Raw genomic sequence first — 18,323 nt, 5'->3', positions numbered from 1 at the left:
GCCGGGAGGAGCGAAACAGAAACAGAACGAAAGTCCCCGGGGAAAGCGAGCCCCTACCCGCCCATCTTCGCCATCAGCGCGTCCGACACCTCGAAATTGGCGTAGACTTGCTGGACGTCGTCGTGCTCGTTGAGCAAATCCATCAGCTTGAGCAGCTTCTCGCCGGTCTCGTCGTCGACTGTAACAGTGTTCTGCGGCTTCCAGATCAGCGCGGCCTTGCGGGGCTCGCCGAACTTGGCTTCCAGCGCCTTGGCGACGTCGCGATAGCCTTCGGTCGAGGCGTAGATCTCGTGACCGCCTTCGCCGGAGACGACGTCGTCGGCGCCGGCCTCGATCGCGGCATCGAGCATGGCGTCGTCGGAGGCGACACTGCGGTCGTACTCGATGATGCCGGTACGGTCGAACATGAAGGACACCGAGCCGGTTTCGCCGAGATTGCCGCCCGATTTGGTGAAGAAGGAGCGGATGTCCGAGGCGGCGCGGTTGCGATTGTCGGTCAGTGCCTCGACGATGACGGCGACGCCGCCGGGGCCATAGCCCTCGTAGCGGATCTCGTCATAGTTCTCGCCCTCGTTGCCGAGCGCTTTCTTGACGGCGCGCTCGATATTGTCCTTCGGCATATTCTCCTGACGCGCCGCGATGATCGCCGCACGCAGGCGCGGGTTCATGTTGGGGTCGGGCGTGCCGAGCTTGGCAGCGACGGTGATTTCCCGCGCCAGCTTGCCGAACAGCTTCGACTTCTGGGCATCCTGCCGCCCCTTGCGGTGCATGATGTTCTTGAATTGGGAATGTCCGGCCATGCGTGGTCTCTCGGGGAATCGTCAGCCAAAGGTGATCGCGGAAAGCGCGGCCTTATAGGCCGCCAACTGCCCGGAATGAAAGGGGTTCTACGACTTTAAGGTAGTATCGTAGCACATCAGCCCAAAAGTCAGGCAACGTTAACCCTGATTTCATTCCGGCTTGCGAAAATAGCGTTTGCTCGTCCTCCGACAAGAGAGACCTGATGGCGTTCGGACTATTTCGGAAGCGTCTGCCGGACTTGGCTGCGCCTGCGACCGCACCAGCGGCTCCGCAGCCGGCGGCCCATTCCGAGCCCGTTCCCGCGGCCGAAACTGATTCGGCCCGGGAGATACTGGAACTGCTTGAACTCGAGCTGGGCGCCATGATCCGCCAGCTCGAGCGCGCCGCCAATTCGGTGGCGGGCGGCGCCGAGGCGACGGCCACGACGCTTGCCGCCATCCGCGATCGCACCGATGCCCTGACCGGCCGGACCAACGCCGCGCAATCGACCGCCTCCACCTTCGCCCAAGCCGCCGACAAGTTCACCCGGTCCGCGCTGGGGATCGGCGCGCAGGTTCGCGAGGCCGGCAAGCTCGCGGACGAGGCCAGCGCTGCGGCGCAGGAAGCCCGTGCCAACGTCGATCGCCTGCGCGAGTCCTCCGCCGCCATCGGCAACGTCGTCAATCTGATCGCGCAGATCGCGCGGCAGACGACGCTGCTCGCGCTCAACTCGACGATCGAGGCCGCGCGCGCCGGCGCAGCCGGCAGAGGCTTTGCGGTCGTCGCGACCGAGGTCAAGGCCCTCGCGGTGCAGACGCAAGGGGCGACGGAAGAGATCACGAAGAAGATCGACGCGTTGCAGCGCGACGCGGCCGGCTCCGCGGAGGCTGTGCACCGCATTTCGCAGGCGATCGAGGCGATCAGACCGGTGTTCGAGACCGTCAACGGCGCGGTCGCCGAACAGAATGCCACCACCAGCGAAGTTTCCGGCAACGCCGCCAGCGCCTCGGAGTTCATCGTCTCGGTCGGCGAGAGCGCAGCCGAGATCGACGCCGCGACCAAGGCAGCCGAGAGCCACGGCGAGAACGTCGCCAGCGCCGGCAAAGCCGTGACCACCTTCGCACAGAAGCTGAAATCGCGTTGCGCGGTGCTGCTCGGCCAGAGCGAGCACGACGACCGCCGCAAGACCGAGCGGCTGCCCTGCCATCTGAAGCTCGAAACCGCGCGCGGCGTGATGCCGGTCTATGAAATTGCGATGGACGGCGTGCTGATCGGCGGCGCGGAAGCAGGCCGGCTTGGACCGCAAGCGATCATCGAAGGCACCCTCGAAGCCGTCGGCGCCTGCCGCCTGCGGGTGATCGAGCAATCCAAGGCCGGGGCCCGCGCGCAATTCGTCAGCCCCAATGCCGAGCTCCGCGAAAAGATCGAGGACAGGCTCTGGTCGATCCACGAAGAGAACACCGAGTTCGTCACCCGCGCCATGGAGGCGGGCAACGCGCTGACGAAGATATTTGAACAAGCGGTTGCGCGCGGCGAAGTCAAAATCGACGACCTCTTCGACACCGACTATGCCGAAATCGCCGGAACCGATCCGCAACAATACCGCACGAAATATCTCGACTGGGCCGACCGCGCGCTGCCACCGTTCCAGGAAGCCTTTCTGGCCAAGGACCAGCGCATGGCGTTCTGCGCCATGGTCGACCGCAACGGCTTCCTGCCGGTGCACAACAGGATCTATTCGCATCCGCAGCGTCCGGGCGACGCCACCTGGAACACGGCCAACAGCCGCAACCGCAGGATCTTCAACGATCCGGCGGGGTTGGCGGCCGCACGCAACCTGCGCTCGTATCTGGTGCAGAGCTATGCGCGCGACATGGGCAATGGGAATACGGTGATGATGCGCGAGATCGACGTCCCGATCCGCGTGCAGGGCCGGCACTGGGGTGGATTCCGCACGGCTTACAAGCTCTAGAGCCTGGTCCGAAAATATGTGCCGCATCTTCTCGAACGGAATAGCGAAATAAGGCGCGAAATACGCCTGAGTGCACGCTCAGGCAAGACGCCGGCCGCGAATCATCCTTTTAAGCGGATTGGAATGGGAATGCCGCCGTGGGCCGGGTTTACGGCTCTGACTGGAGGACTCATCGAACATGTCTGTCGTACAACTTGCAGTCATGGACACCGGCTCCAACCGCACGCTTGCCGAGCGGCTGATTGATCAGCTCGCCGACCGCATCGGCGGCCTCGGCGTGGAACTCGCCGATATCGCCGGCAACGTCCAGGAAGTCGCCAACCGCGTCGCCAACCAGTCGGAACGGTTCCACCATCTCCAGGAGACCGCCGAGACGATGGTCTCGGCCAACCATGACATCGCCAATGCATCGCAGGCCGTGCAAACCACCACGTCCGCGGCGGTCGGCGAGATCGCGCAATCGCGCGGCGCCGTCGACGCCGCGGTCAGCCACATCTCCGAGCTCGTCGCAGCGGTCGAGCGGATCGAAGCGCGCCTCAGCGCCGTCGGCTCGGCGCTGGCGCAGGTCGCGAAAGTCTCCGGCTCGATCGAGGCGATCGCGAAGCAGACCAATCTGCTCGCGCTGAACGCAACCATCGAAGCCGCCCGCGCCGGCAATGCCGGCCGCGGCTTCGCGGTGGTCGCAAGCGAGGTGAAGAACCTCGCGGAAGCCACCCGCCAGGCCACGCACCAGATCTCCGACACCGTGCGCGATCTCGACGGCCAGATCGAAGGCCTGATCGGCGAGAGCAGCGACGCCTCGCAGCGCGCGAAGACCGCCGGGGAAGGCGCCCAGCAGATCTCCGGCATCATCTCGCGGGTCCAGCAAGGGTTCGCCTCCGTGGAGGCGCAGATCGGCAGCGTCACGCGCGCGGCGACCTCCAATCTCGGACACTGCGACACCGTGATCAGCGAGCTGGACGAACTCGCCAAGGGCGTCGACCTCTCCTCGCGCGATCTCAAGAACGCCGACGAGCGGGTGGCGAAGCTGCTCGACACATCCGAGGGCCTGATCGCACTGATCGCCGACAGCGGCGTCGAAACGTCTGACACACCGCTGATCCGCATCGTGGTCGATACCGCCAAGCGGATCTCGGCCGAGTTCGAAGCCGCGATCGATCGCGGCGACATCACGCTCGCCCAGCTCATGGACGAGACCTACCGCGAAATTCCCGGCACCGATCCCAAGCAGTATCTCACCAACTACGTCGACTTCACCGACCGCGTGCTGCCCGCGATCCAGGATCCGCTTCAGAAATCCGATCCGCGCATCGTCTATTGCGTCGCCTGGGCGCGTAGCGGATATTTGCCGACCCATAATCCCAACTACCGCCTGCCGCAGGGCAAGGACGCCGTGTGGAATAACGCCAATTGCCGCAACCGCCGCCTGTTCAACGACCGCACGGTGAAGAAGGTCGCAGGCAGCACGAAGCCGTTCCTGCTCCAGACCTACCGCCGCGACATGGGAGGCGGCCAGTTCGTGCTGATGAAGGACCTGTCCTCGCCGATCATCATCCGCGGCAAGCACTGGGGCTCCTTCCGGATGGGTTTCCGGCAGGGCTGACGAGCGCGCGCGGCGGGTCCTGAATCAAAAAATCGAAAAACAACCCCATGCACAGTAGCCGGGGCTAGCCGAATCAATGGCTTGCGCCGGCAGGTGCAGGACGCGTTTGACGCGTCGGGCAAAACGGCCGCCGCCACCCGGCTTTCCCAATCGCACGACTTTCGTCACCGCATGATTTTGCGCATCCGCACGACGATCTGCGGCGATCGACGACGCGCGCGACGAAAAAGCGTCAAAACATGACGATTATCATATCAACGAGCCCAAAACGCGTGCAGCGAGCGCCGCACAAATTCGTGAACATCATGGGCTGACGCGTCAGCAGCGCAAATATGCATTGCCGGAGATTGCGACGCTTCATTGTTTCGTATCGGTATGATTATTGTCGCGCGCGAATTCGCCGATTAGATCGCCGCAAGCGATCGAGCGAGCAAGGGGATGCATATGGCAACTGTTCTCACCATCAACGGCGAAACGAAATCGTTCGACGCGCCACCTGAAATGCCGCTGCTGTGGGTGTTGCGCGACATCCTCGGCATGACCGGCACCAAGTTCGGCTGCGGCATCGCGCAATGCGGCGCCTGCACGGTGCATGTCGACGGCAAGGCCGTGCGTTCCTGCGTGTTGCCTGTGAGCGCCGTCGTGAACCGCGCCATCACCACCATCGAGCATGTCGGCACCACGCCTGTTGGTGCGAAGGTGCAGAAGGCCTGGCTCGATGCCGAAGTGATCCAGTGCGGCTACTGCCAGTCCGGCCAGATCATGTCGGCCGCGGCGCTGCTGGCGGCAACACCGAACCCCGACGACTCCGACATCGACGCCGCCATGGCCGGCAACATCTGCCGCTGCGGCACCTATGTGCGCATCCGCCAGGCCATCAAGCAGGCCGCCAACGGCCGTCAGTCGTGAGGTCTGCCATGAATGCGCACAACAGCGTCTCCCGCCGCACGCTTCTGACCGGCGGTCTTGCTACCGGCTTCCTGCTCGCGTTCCACCTGCCGCTGCGCGCCGCCGTCAACGAACCGGTGCAGCCGCCTGACACGACCGACGGCAAGTTCGCGCCCAACGCCTTCATCCGCATCGACCCTGAAGGTCTGACGACGCTGGTGATGCCGCAAGTCGAGATGGGACAGGGAATCTACACCGCGGTCTCGATGATCCTGGCCGAGGAGCTCGACGCCGACTGGTCGAAGGTCCAGCTGCTGCACGCTCCAGCCAACGAAAAGCTGTACGGCAATCCGATTTTCATCATTCAGGCGACCGGAGGCTCGACATCGGTCCGGGCGTTCTGGAAGCCGCTGCGCGAAGCCGGCGCCAGCGCGCGCGCAATGCTGGTGCAGGCCGCGGCTGCGCAATGGGGCGTCGATCCCGCCAGTTGCACGACATCCAAGGGCGAGGTGACCCACAAGGCGAGCGGGCGCATGCTCGCCTATGGCGCGCTTGCGGCTGCCGCAAGCGGCCAGACGCCGCCCAAGGACGTCCCGCTCAAGGACCCCAAGGATTTCGTCTACATCGGCCAGCCGTTGAAGCGACTCGACACCCCCGAGAAGGTCAACGGCAAGGCCGTCTACGGCATCGATGCCATCGTGCCAAACATGAAGTTCGCGACGTTGGCGCAGTGCCCGGTTTTCGGGGGCAAGGTCGGCAAGGTCGATGACCGTGCCGCCAAGAAGATTCCGGGCGTGCGGCAGATCGTCGTGCTCGACGATCTCGTTGCCGTCGTCGGGGATCACATGTGGGCGGCGAAGAAAGGCCTGGATGCGCTCGACATCGCGTGGAACGAGGGACCGAACGCGAAGATCGATTCGAAAGCGATCTGGGACGACTTGCGCGCAGCCAGCGCAAAGGAGGGCGTTGTCGCCAAATCCACCGGCGACATCGCCAAGGGCCTCGCCGCCGGCGAAAGGATCGAGGCTTCGTTCGAGCTGCCGTTCCTCGCGCACGCAACGATGGAGCCGTTGAACGCCACGGTGCATTGCAAGCCCGATTCCTGCGAAATCTGGACCGGAACGCAGATCATGGCGCGCGTGCAATCGGAGGCGGCCAAGGCCGCCGGGCTCCCGGTCGAGAAAGTGACCGTCAACCAGCACCTGCTCGGTGGCGGCTTCGGCCGCAAGCTCGAGCCCGACATGGTGGTCGCAGCCGTTCGCATCGCCAAGGAGGTCGACGGCCCGGTCAAGGTGGTGTGGACCCGCGAGGAAGACATTCAGCACGATATCTATCGCCCGGTGTATCGCGACACGATCGCAGCGACCTTGTCGGGCGGCAAGATCGCAAGCTGGAAATACAAGATCGCCGGCGCTGCGATCATCGCGCGCTGGCTGCCGCCGGCGTTCCAGAAGGGCATCGACATCGACGCGATCGACAGCGCAACCGACGTGCCCTACGACATCCCGAACGTCCACGTCGAATATGTGCGGGCCGAACCGCCGGCGATCCCAACGGGGTTCTGGCGCGGGGTCGGGCCCAACAACAACGTGTTTGCGGTCGAATGCTTCATCGATGAACTGGCGCGCAAGGCGGGCAAGGACCCGGTCGAGTTTCGCCGTGGCATGCTGGCCAATCAGCCGCGCTTCCTGTCCGTACTCAATCTCGCGGCAGAGAAGGCCAATTGGGGTCAACCCTTGCCGGCGCGCGTCGGACGCGGCGTGTGCCTGCAGCCGTCGTTCGGGAGTTTCATCGCCACCGTCGTGGAAGCGGAGGTCGACGAGCAAGGCGAGATCAACCTGCGCCGTGCGACCTCGGTGGTGGATACCGGCATCGCCGTCAACCCTGACACGATCGTAGCTCAGGTCGAGGGCGGATTGATCTTTGGCCTGACCGCAGCGCTCTACGGCGAGATCACCATCGAGAAGGGGCGCGTCCAGCAGTCCAACTTCAATGACTACCGGATGTTGCGGATCAACCAGACGCCGAAGATCGAGGTTCACGTCGTCAAGAGCGGCGAGGCGCCCGGCGGAATTGGCGAGACCGGCACGACGGCGGGACCGCCGGCGCTGCGCAATGCGATCTACGCTGCGACCGGCGTGGCGCTTCGGCGCCTGCCGATCGACCGGAAACTGCTGGCTGCGGGGAAGAAGGCATGAGCGGCAAGATGCGTATCCTCACAAGCCTGGTCGTGATCGCCATCGTCGCAGTGGCGCTCGGCGTCTGGATCATCCGCGGGCCCGGCCCGCTCGACTTTGCCGGCGGCATCAAGGTGCCGCTAGCCGATTACCGCGCGGGCAAGCCGAGCGGCGTGCCCGCCAAGCTCGAGAAGGCCAGCCTGATCGAACGCGGCGAATACCTTGCAAAGGCCGCCGACTGCATGGTCTGCCACACCAAGCCGGGCGAGAAGGACTATTCCGGCGGGCTCGGCTTCAAGCTGCCGTTCGGCACGCTCTATTCGACCAACATCACGCCGGACCAGGACACCGGCATCGGCAATTACAGCGACCAGGATTTTCTGAAGGCGGTCCAGCACGGCAAGCGCCGTGACGGCGCCCGGCTCTATCCGGCGATGCCGTACACGTCCTACACCTTCATGACCGACGAGGACGTGCTGGCGGTGAAGGCGTATCTGTTCAGCCTGCCGCCGGTGCGCGCGAAGGCGCCGGAGAATACGCTGTCGTTCCCGTTCAACCAGCGCTGGGCGATGATCGCCTGGTCGGCCGTGTTCAATCCGGACACGCGCTTTGCGCCCGACACCTCGAAGAGCCCGGAGTGGAACAGAGGCGCGTATCTTGTCGAAGCGTTGGCGCATTGCGGCGAATGCCACACCCCGCGCAATCTCGGTTTTGCGCTCGACAACCGCAGGAAATTCGCCGGCGCGATCGCGGCGGGCTGGCGCGCCTTCAACATCTCCTCCGACAAGGCGACAGGTCTCGGCAATTGGAGCGATGCGGACCTGATCTCGTACCTGTCGCTCGGCCACGCACCGGGTCACGGCTCGGCCTCGGGTCCGATGGGTGAAGCGGTCGACCACAGCTTCAGCCAGTTTGCGCCGGAGGATATTCGTTCTATCGTTGCTTATCTGCGCAGCGTGCCGCCGCAGCCTTCGCCCGACCTGCCTGCCACCACCGCGCCTGTCGCACCCGCATCGCACAGGGAAGGCATCACCGCGGACGCGCGCGGCAAGATGCTGTTTGCCGGCGCCTGCGCCAGCTGCCATGGCTGGAGCGGCGAAAGCCCGGTGTCGCCGATGGCGACGCTGACCGGCACCTGGGCCGTCAACGACCCCGCCGCCACCAACGTCGCGCAGATCGTGATCTCTGGCACGAAGCGCCGTACGCCGAACGGCGCGCTGTCGATGCCGGCGTTCGGCAATGCGTATACCGACGACGAGATCGCGGCGGTGGCGAACTACGTCACGGGAAGGTTTGGGACGAAGGGCTCGAAGCTGACGGCGAAGGATGTCGCGGAGCTGAGGAAGCAGACAGCGGAATAGGTCTCCGCCGCGACTGACGCTGCACGTTCTCCCTTGCGGGAGAAGGTGGCGCGAAGCGGAGGCAGGCGGCTCACCCCCGCCGCCTGCCCCGAGCATCGAAGGCGCCGCCACTGGTGCGGCGACCGTTGTTGCCATAGAAAGGCTGCCGCACATTCGGGGCGCGGACCCGAACACAATCGACTGGCTTTCGATGTCCCTTCCACCCGCCCAAATCGGCGCGCCGTTGTCCGAGATCGATACGCCGGCGCTGATCATCGACCTCGACGCCTTCGAGCGCAACATCGACACGATGGCAGTAGCGGTCGGCAAGCTCGGCGTTCGGTTGCGACCGCATGCCAAGACCCACAAGTCGCCGATCATCGCGGCCAAGCAAATCGCGCGCGGCGCGGTCGGCATGTGTTGCCAGAAGGTCGGCGAGGCCGAGATCCTGGTGGCAGGCGGCGTGAGCGACGTGCTCGTCAGCAACGAGGTGGTGGGCCCGCGGAAGCTGGAACGGCTCGCGTCGCTCGCGCGCCATGCGCGCATCAGCGTTTGCGTCGACGATTCCATCGTGGTCGAACAACTGGCGCTCGCCGCGGAGCGCGCCGGCTCGCACATCGAAGTGCTGGTCGAGATCGATGTCGGCGCAGGTCGCTGCGGCGTCAGGCCGGGCCCGGCGGCGGCCGGCCTGGCGCGGCAGGTGGCGGGGTCGCGCTTCCTGTCGTTCGGCGGCTTGCAGGCCTATCACGGCGCCGCCCAGCATTTGCGCACGCCGGAGGAGCGGCGCGCGGCCATCGCCAGTGCCGCGAAAGCGACCACCGAGACGCTGCGCGTCCTCAAGGACGCGGGCTTTCAATGCCGGACGATTGGAGGCGCGGGCACCGGGACGTTCGAGCTCGAAGGCGCGAGCGGCATCTGGAATGAATTGCAGGCGGGTTCCTATATTTTCATGGACGCCGACTACGCGAAGAACGTCGCCGACGGGACGCGCAACTCTAGCCCGTTCGAGCATGCGCTGTTCGTGATCGCGACCGTGATGAGCACCGCCTCCGGCGAACGCGCGGTCATCGATGCCGGCCACAAGGCGCTGTCGAACGACAGCGGATTTCCGGCCGTGCTGGGCCGTCCCGACCTGCGCTATCACAGGCCCTCCGACGAGCATGGCCTGCTCGATTTCGACAGTGCTGCGTCGCGGCTGGCGATCGGCGACAGGGTGACGCTGATCCCCGGTCATTGCGACCCGACCGTCAATCTCTACGACTGGTATGTCGGCGTGCGCGGCTTCAACACGCCGGATGCCCGCGTGGAGGCGCTTTGGCCGATCGCGGCGCGCGGCGCGATCACCTGAGATTGACGCACGAGCGCGCGTCGATCTCCACCGTGGTCCCGGACAAGCGAAGCGCAGATCCGGGACCCATACGCGGCAGCAAGCGTTTGGCGAAGACGTGGGGCGACCAGCTTCGCGAAACAATTGGCCCTTGCGGTTATGGGGCACGGCCCCTGGTTGGCAATTGCGCAGCAAGGCGTGCACTTATCATTCGGGACTGCCCGTTCCGAGGGATGAGCAGACGTGGTCTGACCCGACTGGGAACGTCGACAAATGACCCCGTAGCTGACCTTGGCCGCGCTGAATGCCAATGTCTGCTTCGGTTTGCGCCAGACCACGAGGCTCGCGATGGCTAGGGAGTCAGGTGGTGTGCCTCGATATCCGCGGTCCACGCGAGACACGAATGGCTCTTCCTTCGTTAGGAGGCATTGCCATCGTTGACAGCGTGTCGATCTGGTGACTTTCGTATTCTGTTACTGTCCTAGTTAGGACATCCAGGGGGCAAAATTGGGCCGATTTCAGAGGTTCTTCGCTTGAAGCGGATCGGCTGGGCCATTTTGATTTGCATCGTAGTAGTTTTGGTATTCATAGCGTTCACGAAGCCAAACTGCTTCAGGGATACTGAGCGCCTGACTTTAACGGGCTGGGAATGTGTACGGAGGTGAGGCCGCCCAGGGCGACAGCAACGCGCGGCGACCAACGCTCACCAAAGTCTGTCCTTTGCACCAGATCGGACATCGAGACCGCGTCAGCCTTGGTCTGCTTGTGGACCCACAACAGACATCGCTTCCGCGATGCACGGGAATCTACCGTTCCGGTTTCGACTTCCACTCAACCGCCAGCTTCTGCGCTTCGGCGATCTGTGTCGGGGTCATCTGCTGCGCGATGCGATTTCGATTGCTGATCGCATCTTGGTCACTTCGCGCAGCCGCCAAACTGAGCCACATGTATGCTTGAATACTGTCCTGCGGCACGCCTAGTCCCGTAGCGTAACAGAGGGCAAGATATACCTGCGCTCCAATATGACCTTGGTCTGCAGCGCGGCGAAACCACTTCGCAGCCTCGATCCGGTTCTCGGATACGGCCACGCCCGCGAAATGCAGGACCCCGACGTTGAACTGCGCACCATCGTTACCGCGCTCGGCGGCAAGGTGATACAATTTCAATGCTTCAGCTTTGTTCTGAGGCACCCCATTGCCGTTGTCGTACAATGTCCCCAGGTTGTACTGAGCGAAGGTATGGCCTTGATCGGCTGCGAGGCGCCACCACTTTGCAGCCCTAGCGTAATTTTTCGGCACACCTTGGCCGCCGTCGTACATGAACCCAAGTGCGTACTGCGCTTCAGCATTGCCTTGATCGGCCAGCGGACGCCAGAGCCGTAGCGCGGTTGCGTAGTCGCGTCTGCTATGCGCCGCCTGCGCGTCCTCGAGCGGCCCCGCAACAGCGGATCCCGCCATCGACAGCGGCGAAGCGAGAGCGAAAAAGACCAGGAGGATCCGGACGATCGGCATGAGAAACCTCAATTGGCGTCGCGCGATAGGCGCGGCGCGCGCCGCCGTCGCGACGATGGCAGCTTGTTTGTAGCGGGTCTCCCGCGAAAGGTTCACCGCCGACGGCCTCTTGCGGACACAATCGAACGCCATTGCGCATTAGCCCGGATCCGTGCCTTTGCAAGCAGGTCGCCTATCCGCCCGTAGCTGACCTTCGCGGCGATGCGCGCTGAGAGACGCTTCTGATCCGAAGCGGAAGTTGCCACACGACGATCGATAAATCGGCTTCTGGTCGCTTGAGCGGGCAATCCATCTGATCGCGAGAATGACGATCGATGCGGGAAAGCCGACCGGCGTGAGTAAGATCGGCAAGAGCCAGGCGTTGTTAAGTTTGTTGCAGCTTCCGACCCACGGAATGACGGAACTGAGCCAACCCGACGCCCCTCGAGTTGCCCGCCGATGTCCACTGCTGAGGGCAAAGCTGATGTGGTCCGTCGGGGGACGACACCGGGTGAGTGGCTTCGCCTTTCAGCTCAACCAGAATTTCGGCGTCGCCGGCTCCAGTCGTCCGCCGATGCGCACCGGCGCGATCTTCAGTGCGAGTCCTGTCGCATCATCGGTCTCCACCGCAACACCACTGAGCGTCGCCGCACCGGCCGCCGGCTCGAACCGGCCCGACGGAATCCCTGACGTGAACCTGCGCAGCGGCTCTTCCTTCTGCATGCCGATGATGGAATCGTAATCGCCGGTCATGCCGGCGTCGGTCATGTAGGCGGTGCCGCCCGTGAGGATCTGGTGGTCGGCGGTCGGGACATGCGTGTGCGTGCCGACGACGAGGCTGGCGCGGCCGTCGCAGAAGAAGCCGATGCCCTGCTTCTCGCTGCTCGCCTCGCAATGGAAGTCGACGACGATGGCGTCGGCGGCAACGCCGAGCGGACAGGCGCCGAGCTCACGCTCCAGCGCGGCAAAGGGATCGTCGAACGGGGTCATGAAGACACGCCCCAACGCGTTGACGACGAGGGCATGCTTGCCGTTCTTGGTCTCGACCAGGGCGGCGCCGCGGCCGGGCGTGCCGCGCGGATAGTTCGCGGGACGCACCAGCCGCTCGGCGCGCTCGATGAACACCAGCGCCTCGCGCTGGTCCCAGGAATGGTTGCCGAGCGTCACCGCGTCGGCACCGGCATCGAGAAACTCCTGATAGATCGCTTCCGTGATGCCGAAGCCGCCGGCGGAATTCTCGCCGTTGACGACGACCAGATCGAGCGACCAGTCCTTGACCAGGCCGGGCAGATATTCGGCGATTGCGTTGCGGCCGCTACGACCGACGACATCACCCACGAAGAGAATGCGCAACTTCAGAACTCCGGAAATCGAACACGTCCGTTTCCGTTAGCACATAATCCAGTGCGACGTCGTGGGCTAGTGCCGGAACCGCCTTGATCTCCTGCGCCGCAAAAGCGAGCCCGATGCCGACGATAGTCTTGGTCTTGCGCAGATGCGCGAAGGTGAAATCGTAATGCCCCGCACCATAGCCGATGCGATGGCCGAGACGATCGAACGCCGCGAGCGGCGTCAGCATGATGTCGGGAATGACTTCAGCCGCCGCCGGCGACGGCTCGGGAATGCCGAGCGGGCCCATCATCAGCCGGTCGTTCGGATGGAAGATGCGGAAGATCAGCGACTGACCGCGCGCGGTGACGCAAGGCAGCGCCAGTCTTGCGCCCTGCTCGGCGAGCTTCTTCAGCAGCGGCATCGGATCGATCTCGCTGCGGATCGGCGAATAGCCGGAGACGATGCTGCCGGGCAGCAGTTCGAACGGCAGCCCGCGCTTGGCGAGCTTTGCGGCGGCGGTGGCGCGCTTCTTCTCGCTCAGTGCGTCACGCGCCGCGAGGGCTTTGGCGCGGAGTTCGGCTTTGGTGTTGGTCATGCGCGTTTTCGCCCCGCCGTCATCGTCCGCAAGAACGGACGGACATGACACTGAGAGTGAACTGGACCGCCGGTTTGTCGTGGACGCAATTCGAAGAACGCAATTCGAGAAAGAATTAGTGCGAAGCCGCGAACGCCGTTGAAGCACTCGATCCCGGAGTTCCCTACGAAAGTAGGTGGGCACCATATGTCCGGGCCCACGGGCCCGGCCAGGGACAGTTCCCTAAAGGATCGATAAGGCCCCGGGGATATTATGGCTCCTGACGCGCGTCGCAGCCTCGCAGGGGCAATGTAACAACGATACTGACGAATCGCCAGCCCGGCGCATAGGGCGGGATGGTATTTGGGTTAGTTGCTCGCGCCGCTGGCTCGCTCAACCTCTCCCGCTTGCGGGAGAGGTCGCGCCGAAGGCGCGGGTGAGGGCTCTCTCCTCTTGGGGGTCCTCGATCGTGGAGACACCCTCTCCCCAACCCTCCCCCGCAAGCGGGGGAGGGAGCGCACTGGCCGCGTGGCCACCATCGAGCTTCAGCCCGTCAGCCGATCGCAATCCCATTACCCACGGTGCGGTTCAGGACCTGGGTCGACTTCTCGATGCGTTCGGCTGCCGCGTTCAGCGCGTTCACCACGGCGGTCTGCGTCATCCGGGCGCGCTCGACGGCGGCGTTGCGGAAGTCCCTGAGCTCGGTCAGCTCCTGCTCCATGGTGCGGAGACGGTTGCCGGAATCGACCAGCTCGTCGCAGACGGTCAGCGCCGCCATCACGGTGAGACGCGCGTCGCCGATCTCGCCGAATTTTCCGCGCAGCGACTGGATGCGGGTCTCCAGGCTCTCGGCGAGCTTGAGCAGCCGCACCTCCTGGCCCTCCTCGCAGGCCATGCGGTATTGCCGGCCATTGATGGTGACGTTGATGTGGCTCATCCATCCTCCCCGGTATCGAGCACCGAGCGTATCGTGACGATCGCGGAATCCAGCCGATCGGAAATCTCGCGGTTGCTTCGCTCGAGCTTGCGCGCCTTCACCAGCGCGCCGTCGAGCTCGTCGGCAAGCCGCGAGCGGTCCGCGCCAAGCGCCTGGATTCGTGCCGCGAGTTCGTTCTCGTCGCGATCGGCGTCGCGCCGTCGCTCAACCGCGCTTTCGAGCGCGTCGAGCGCCGCCATCAGCCTGCGGGTCGCGATCTCGATCTCGACCGCGGAGGACTCCGTCATGGCAGAACTGTTGGACACGCGATCGTTCATCTCATCAGCGGTGGAACCTGTGGCCTTCGCCCAGTGGCCTTTTCCTGGGGCGTGCCGTCCGGCAAAAGACTCGGTTCGGCAAGCGGTTAGAAGCAGAAATTTACGTGGCAAGCTAGCCTAGCGCAACGCCGCCGCAAAACTATGCACCGATCAATCGGGACAAGATCACCGCAATCCATCGGATCGTCCTCGATCCGATCGCGCCGCAAAACCGCTCCGGGCCGAGGCAACTTTTACGGCCAAATCGGCGTTTGACTGCCTTGGACTCCCGGAACCGAGGTGCTATCCCAGCCCCGACCTTCAGGCCGCCAGGCTCCTCCCGCGCGGGCGCACGTCGCCGCCAAGCGCCTCATTTCAGACGGATTTCAGACATGACGCAGGTCGACCACAACCGCATGGCCAACGCGATCCGCGGCCTTTCGATGGACGCTGTCGAGAAGGCAAAATCGGGCCACCCCGGCCTGCCGATGGGCGCCGCCGACATCGCCACGGTGCTGTTCACGCAGTTCCTGAAATTCGATATCGCTGCGACCGAATGGCCGGACCGCGACCGCTTCGTGCTCTCGGCCGGCCACGGCTCGATGCTGCTCTACTCGCTGCTCCATCTCCTCGGCAGCCCCGAGATGACGATCGACCAGCTCAAGAACTTTCGTCAGATCGGGTCGCTGACCCCGGGCCATCCCGAACACGGCCACACCAAGGGCATCGAGACCACCACCGGTCCGCTCGGCCAGGGCATCTCGACCGCGGTCGGCATGGCGCTCGCCGAGAAGATGCTCGCCGCCGAGTTCGGCAAGAAGATCGTCGACCATCACACCTACGTGCTGGCCTCGGACGGCGACCTGATGGAAGGCATCTCGCAGGAAGCGATCGCGATGGCCGGGCACTGGAAGCTCAACAAGCTGATCGTGCTCTATGACGACAACGGCATCTCGATCGACGGTCCGACCTCGATCAGCGATTCCGTCGACCAGGTGAAGCGCTTCAAATCCGCCGGCTGGGCCGCCGAGAAGATCGACGGCCACGACCAGGCGGCGATCGCCGCTGCCATCACCCGCGCCCAGAAATCCAGCAAGCCGACGCTGATCGCCTGCCGCACCACCATCGGCTTCGGCGCGCCGCACAAGCAAGGCACCTCGAAGGTGCACGGCGAGGCGCTCGGGGCCGACGAGCTCAAGGCCGCCAAGGAAAATCTCGGCATTTCGCTCGAGCCGTTCTCGGTGCCCGACGATGTGCTGAAGGCCTGGCGCGCGGCCGGCAGCCGCGGCGCGTCTGCGCGTCAGGAATGGGAAGCAAGGCTCGGTGAGCTCGGCAGCCGCAAGCGCGCCGAGTTCGAGCGCCGCCTGCGCCACGAGCGTCCGGCTGCGCTCGCCAAGGCGTTCAAGGCCTACAAGAAGGAGCTGCTCGAAAAGCCGATGAACGCGGCCACCCGCAAATCCTCCGAAGCCGTGATCGAGGTCATTGCCGGCGCCATGCCGATGGAATTCCTCGCGGGCTCGGCCGACCTCACCGGCTCCAACAACAACAAGGCGAAGTCGGCGACGGCTTTCTCCGCCAAGACACCGAAGGGCCGCTTCATCCATTACGGCATCCGCGAGCACGGCATGGCGGCTGCGATGAACGGCATCTTCCTGCATGGCGGTTTCGCGCCGAACGGGGCGACCTTCCTGGTGTTCACCGACTATGCGCGTCCGGCGATGCGCCTTGCAGCGCTGATGGGCACCGGCGTCGTTTACGTGATGACGCACGACTCCATCGGCCTTGGCGAAGACGGCCCGACCCATCAGCCGGTCGAGCATCTTTCCGCACTTCGCGCCATTCCGAACATGCGCGTGTTTCGTCCCTGCGATGCGATGGAGGTCGCCGAGTGCTGGGAGCTCGCGCTCAACCGCACTGACGGCCCGACCGTGCTGGCGCTGACGCGGCAGAACCTGCCGCAGCTGCGTACCACCGCGACGAACGACAATCCCTGCCAGCATGGTGCCTACGAGCTCGTGGCATCCCAGGGCGAAGCCAAGGCGACGCTGTTCGCCTCGGGTTCCGAGGTCGAGATGGCGGTCGCCGCCCAGAAGCAGCTCGCCGAGCGCGGCATTCCGACACGGGTGGTCTCCGTGCCGTCGCTCGAGCTGTTGTTAGCGCAACCAAAGGAACGCCGTGATGCGATCATCGGCGACGCACCGATCAAGGTCGCGATCGAGGCCGCCGTGCGCTGGGGCTGGGACGCCGTGATCGGCCAGGATGGCGAGTTCGTCGGCATGCACTCTTTCGGTGCCAGCGCCCCGCTCAACAAGATCTTCCAGCACTTCGGTATTACCGCCGAGGCCGCGGTTAACGCTGTCCTGAAGCGCGTTTCCTGAGTGTTGAGCTTGCCCGAAAAAAGGACTAGGTAATCCCTCATATGATCACGCACCGCCCGGCTGAACCGGGCGTCCGCCCCTAAAAAACCCTCGCAGGCGCGTAAGTGCCGCGTTGTGCGGGATGACAACGGTCATTGAAGGAGACGAAACATGGCAGTCCGCGTTGGAATTAACGGTTTTGGCCGCATCGGCCGCAACATCCTGCGGGCTATTGCCGAGTCCGGCCGCAAGGACATCGAGGTCGTCGGCATCAACGACCTCGGCCCGGTCGAGACCAACGCCCATCTGCTCCGTTTCGACAGCGTCCATGGCCGCTTCCCCGGCACCGTCACAGTCGACGGCGATACGATCAATCTCGGCGGCGGCAAGATCAAGGTGACCGCCGAGCGCGATCCATCGAAGCTGCCCTGGAAGGATCTCGGCGTCGACATCGCGATGGAATGCACCGGCATCTTCACCTCGAAGGACAAGGCGTCCGCGCATCTGACCGCCGGCGCCAAGCGCGTGCTGGTCTCTGCGCCCGCCGACGGCGCCGACGCCACCATCGTCTACGGTGTCAACCACGACACGCTGACCAAGGAGCACCTGGTCATCTCCAACGGCTCCTGCACCACCAACTGCCTGGCGCCGGTGGCCAAGGTGCTGAACGATCTCGTCGGCATCGAGACCGGCTTCATGACCACGATCCACGCCTATACCGGCGACCAGCCGACGCTCGATACGATGCACAAGGATCTCTACCGTGGCCGTGCGGCTGCGATGTCGATGATCCCGACCTCGACCGGTGCTGCGAAGGCGATCGGCCTCGTGCTGCCGGAGCTCAAGGGCAAGCTCGACGGCGTCGCGATCCGCGTGCCGACCCCGAACGTCTCGGTGGTCGACCTCAAGATCGTCGCCAAGCGCGCCACCGACGTCAAGGAAATCAACGCGGCGATGAAGCGCGCCAGCGAGCAGCAGCTCAAGGGCATCCTCGGCTACACCAGCGCGCCGAACGTCTCGATCGACTTCAACCACGACCCGCACTCCTCGACCTTCCACGAGGATCAGACCAAGGTGCAGAACGGCACGCTGGTGCGCGTGATGTCCTGGTACGACAACGAGTGGGGCTTCTCGAACCGCATGGCGGACACCGCCGCTGCGATCGCGAAGGTGATCTAACTTCGCTCTCGTGTCCCGGACGCGATGCAGCGTGAAACGCTGCGTCGCAGATCCGGGACCCATTTGACCGC

At 64.5% G+C, this 18,323-nt stretch carries 14 protein-coding genes and 1 other RNA gene; 8 read left to right on the top strand and 7 right to left on the bottom strand.

Annotation, left to right across the window (positions count from 1 at the left end; genetic code table 11):
* Nucleotides 1-53 precede the first annotated feature (53 nt).
* Nucleotides 54-800 carry a YebC/PmpR family DNA-binding transcriptional regulator gene (locus IVB24_RS07610; protein WP_094976803.1) on the bottom strand — a complete coding sequence of 249 codons (747 nt, stop codon included), beginning with the start codon at nucleotides 798-800 and terminating at the stop codon, nucleotides 54-56.
* A 203-nt stretch (nucleotides 801-1,003) separates the two neighbouring features.
* On the opposite strand from IVB24_RS07610, the gene IVB24_RS07605 reads away from it, so the two are divergent.
* From IVB24_RS07605 to IVB24_RS07580, 6 genes are all read left to right on the top strand, one after another.
* Nucleotides 1,004-2,752, top strand: a complete 1,749-nt coding sequence (locus IVB24_RS07605) for a methyl-accepting chemotaxis protein (RefSeq protein WP_247772593.1) — start codon at nucleotides 1,004-1,006, stop codon at nucleotides 2,750-2,752.
* Between the two features lie 178 nt (nucleotides 2,753-2,930).
* Complete coding sequence (locus IVB24_RS07600) at nucleotides 2,931-4,355, top strand: methyl-accepting chemotaxis protein (RefSeq protein WP_247772592.1); 1,425 nt, start codon at nucleotides 2,931-2,933, stop codon at nucleotides 4,353-4,355.
* Nucleotides 4,356-4,799: 444 nt separating this feature from the next.
* Complete coding sequence (locus IVB24_RS07595; protein WP_247772591.1) at nucleotides 4,800-5,264, top strand: (2Fe-2S)-binding protein; 465 nt, start codon at nucleotides 4,800-4,802, stop codon at nucleotides 5,262-5,264.
* 8 nt (nucleotides 5,265-5,272) lie between these two features.
* Nucleotides 5,273-7,441: a molybdopterin cofactor-binding domain-containing protein gene (locus IVB24_RS07590; protein ID WP_247772590.1), complete on the top strand. Its 2,169-nt coding sequence runs from the start codon at nucleotides 5,273-5,275 to the stop codon at nucleotides 7,439-7,441.
* On the top strand, nucleotides 7,438-8,781 hold the full coding sequence (locus IVB24_RS07585; RefSeq protein ID WP_247772589.1) for a cytochrome c: 1,344 nt from the start codon (nucleotides 7,438-7,440) through the stop codon (nucleotides 8,779-8,781). The genes IVB24_RS07590 and IVB24_RS07585 overlap by 4 nt, the downstream gene beginning before the upstream one ends.
* A gap of 190 nt (nucleotides 8,782-8,971) precedes the next feature.
* Nucleotides 8,972-10,108: a DSD1 family PLP-dependent enzyme gene (locus IVB24_RS07580; RefSeq protein WP_094976797.1), complete on the top strand. Its 1,137-nt coding sequence runs from the start codon at nucleotides 8,972-8,974 to the stop codon at nucleotides 10,106-10,108.
* Between the two features lie 785 nt (nucleotides 10,109-10,893).
* Here the strand turns inward: IVB24_RS07580 and IVB24_RS07575 are convergent.
* The 6 genes from IVB24_RS07575 to IVB24_RS07550 all read right to left on the bottom strand — a co-directional run bounded on the left by IVB24_RS07575 (nucleotide 10,894) and on the right by IVB24_RS07550 (nucleotide 14,707).
* On the bottom strand, nucleotides 10,894-11,694 hold the full coding sequence (locus IVB24_RS07575) for a tetratricopeptide repeat protein (RefSeq protein ID WP_166468089.1): 801 nt from the start codon (nucleotides 11,692-11,694) through the stop codon (nucleotides 10,894-10,896).
* Between the two features lie 411 nt (nucleotides 11,695-12,105).
* Entirely contained in the window at nucleotides 12,106-12,930 is an 825-nt protein-coding gene (locus IVB24_RS07570; RefSeq protein WP_247772588.1) for a TIGR00282 family metallophosphoesterase, read from the bottom strand.
* Nucleotides 12,908-13,504, bottom strand: a complete 597-nt coding sequence (locus IVB24_RS07565) for a 5-formyltetrahydrofolate cyclo-ligase (protein WP_247772587.1) — start codon at nucleotides 13,502-13,504, stop codon at nucleotides 12,908-12,910. Before IVB24_RS07565 ends, IVB24_RS07570 begins: the two co-directional genes overlap by 23 nt.
* Nucleotides 13,505-13,623: 119 nt before the next feature.
* A non-coding RNA gene (gene ssrS / locus IVB24_RS07560) (6S RNA) lies at nucleotides 13,624-13,785 on the bottom strand.
* 251 nt (nucleotides 13,786-14,036) lie between these two features.
* Entirely contained in the window at nucleotides 14,037-14,420 is a 384-nt protein-coding gene (locus tag IVB24_RS07555) for a cell division protein ZapA (RefSeq protein ID WP_106948090.1), read from the bottom strand.
* The gene (locus tag IVB24_RS07550) at nucleotides 14,417-14,707 is read right to left on the bottom strand and encodes a DUF4164 domain-containing protein (protein WP_094976793.1); all 291 of its coding nucleotides are present in this window, start codon (nucleotides 14,705-14,707) and stop codon (nucleotides 14,417-14,419) included. Before IVB24_RS07550 ends, IVB24_RS07555 begins: the two co-directional genes overlap by 4 nt.
* Before the next feature lie 401 nt (nucleotides 14,708-15,108).
* Here IVB24_RS07550 and tkt point away from each other — a divergent pair, with 401 nt between their 5' ends.
* Both tkt and gap read left to right on the top strand, forming a co-directional pair.
* Nucleotides 15,109-17,094, top strand: a complete 1,986-nt coding sequence (gene tkt / locus IVB24_RS07545; RefSeq protein WP_247772586.1) for a transketolase — start codon at nucleotides 15,109-15,111, stop codon at nucleotides 17,092-17,094.
* Nucleotides 17,095-17,244: 150 nt separating this feature from the next.
* Nucleotides 17,245-18,252, top strand: coding sequence for a type I glyceraldehyde-3-phosphate dehydrogenase (gap, locus tag IVB24_RS07540; RefSeq protein WP_140481205.1), 1,008 nt, complete (start codon nucleotides 17,245-17,247; stop codon nucleotides 18,250-18,252).
* Nucleotides 18,253-18,323: the final 71 nt, after the last annotated feature.

This window comes from Bradyrhizobium sp. 192 (genome assembly GCF_023100965.1).
GTDB classification, from domain to species: domain Bacteria; phylum Pseudomonadota; class Alphaproteobacteria; order Rhizobiales; family Xanthobacteraceae; genus Bradyrhizobium; species Bradyrhizobium symbiodeficiens.
This window is presented reverse-complemented; position numbering and strand designations above follow the sequence as displayed.

Excerpts from the sequence above, each read along its gene's own strand:
- IVB24_RS07610 (WP_094976803.1), bottom strand. The coding sequence starts at position 800 with ATGGCCGGACATTCCCAATTCAAGAACATCATGCACCGCAAGGGGCGG.
- IVB24_RS07605 (WP_247772593.1), top strand. The coding sequence starts at position 1,004 with ATGGCGTTCGGACTATTTCGGAAGCGTCTGCCGGACTTGGCTGCGCCT.
- IVB24_RS07600 (WP_247772592.1), top strand. The coding sequence starts at position 2,931 with ATGTCTGTCGTACAACTTGCAGTCATGGACACCGGCTCCAACCGCACG.
- IVB24_RS07595 (WP_247772591.1), top strand. The coding sequence starts at position 4,800 with ATGGCAACTGTTCTCACCATCAACGGCGAAACGAAATCGTTCGACGCG.
- IVB24_RS07590 (WP_247772590.1), top strand. The coding sequence starts at position 5,273 with ATGAATGCGCACAACAGCGTCTCCCGCCGCACGCTTCTGACCGGCGGT.
- IVB24_RS07585 (WP_247772589.1), top strand. The coding sequence starts at position 7,438 with ATGAGCGGCAAGATGCGTATCCTCACAAGCCTGGTCGTGATCGCCATC.
- IVB24_RS07580 (WP_094976797.1), top strand. The coding sequence starts at position 8,972 with ATGTCCCTTCCACCCGCCCAAATCGGCGCGCCGTTGTCCGAGATCGAT.
- IVB24_RS07565 (WP_247772587.1), bottom strand. The coding sequence starts at position 13,504 with ATGACCAACACCAAAGCCGAACTCCGCGCCAAAGCCCTCGCGGCGCGT.
- IVB24_RS07555 (WP_106948090.1), bottom strand. The coding sequence starts at position 14,420 with ATGAGCCACATCAACGTCACCATCAATGGCCGGCAATACCGCATGGCC.
- IVB24_RS07550 (WP_094976793.1), bottom strand. The coding sequence starts at position 14,707 with ATGACGGAGTCCTCCGCGGTCGAGATCGAGATCGCGACCCGCAGGCTG.
- tkt (WP_247772586.1), top strand. The coding sequence starts at position 15,109 with ATGACGCAGGTCGACCACAACCGCATGGCCAACGCGATCCGCGGCCTT.
- gap (WP_140481205.1), top strand. The coding sequence starts at position 17,245 with ATGGCAGTCCGCGTTGGAATTAACGGTTTTGGCCGCATCGGCCGCAAC.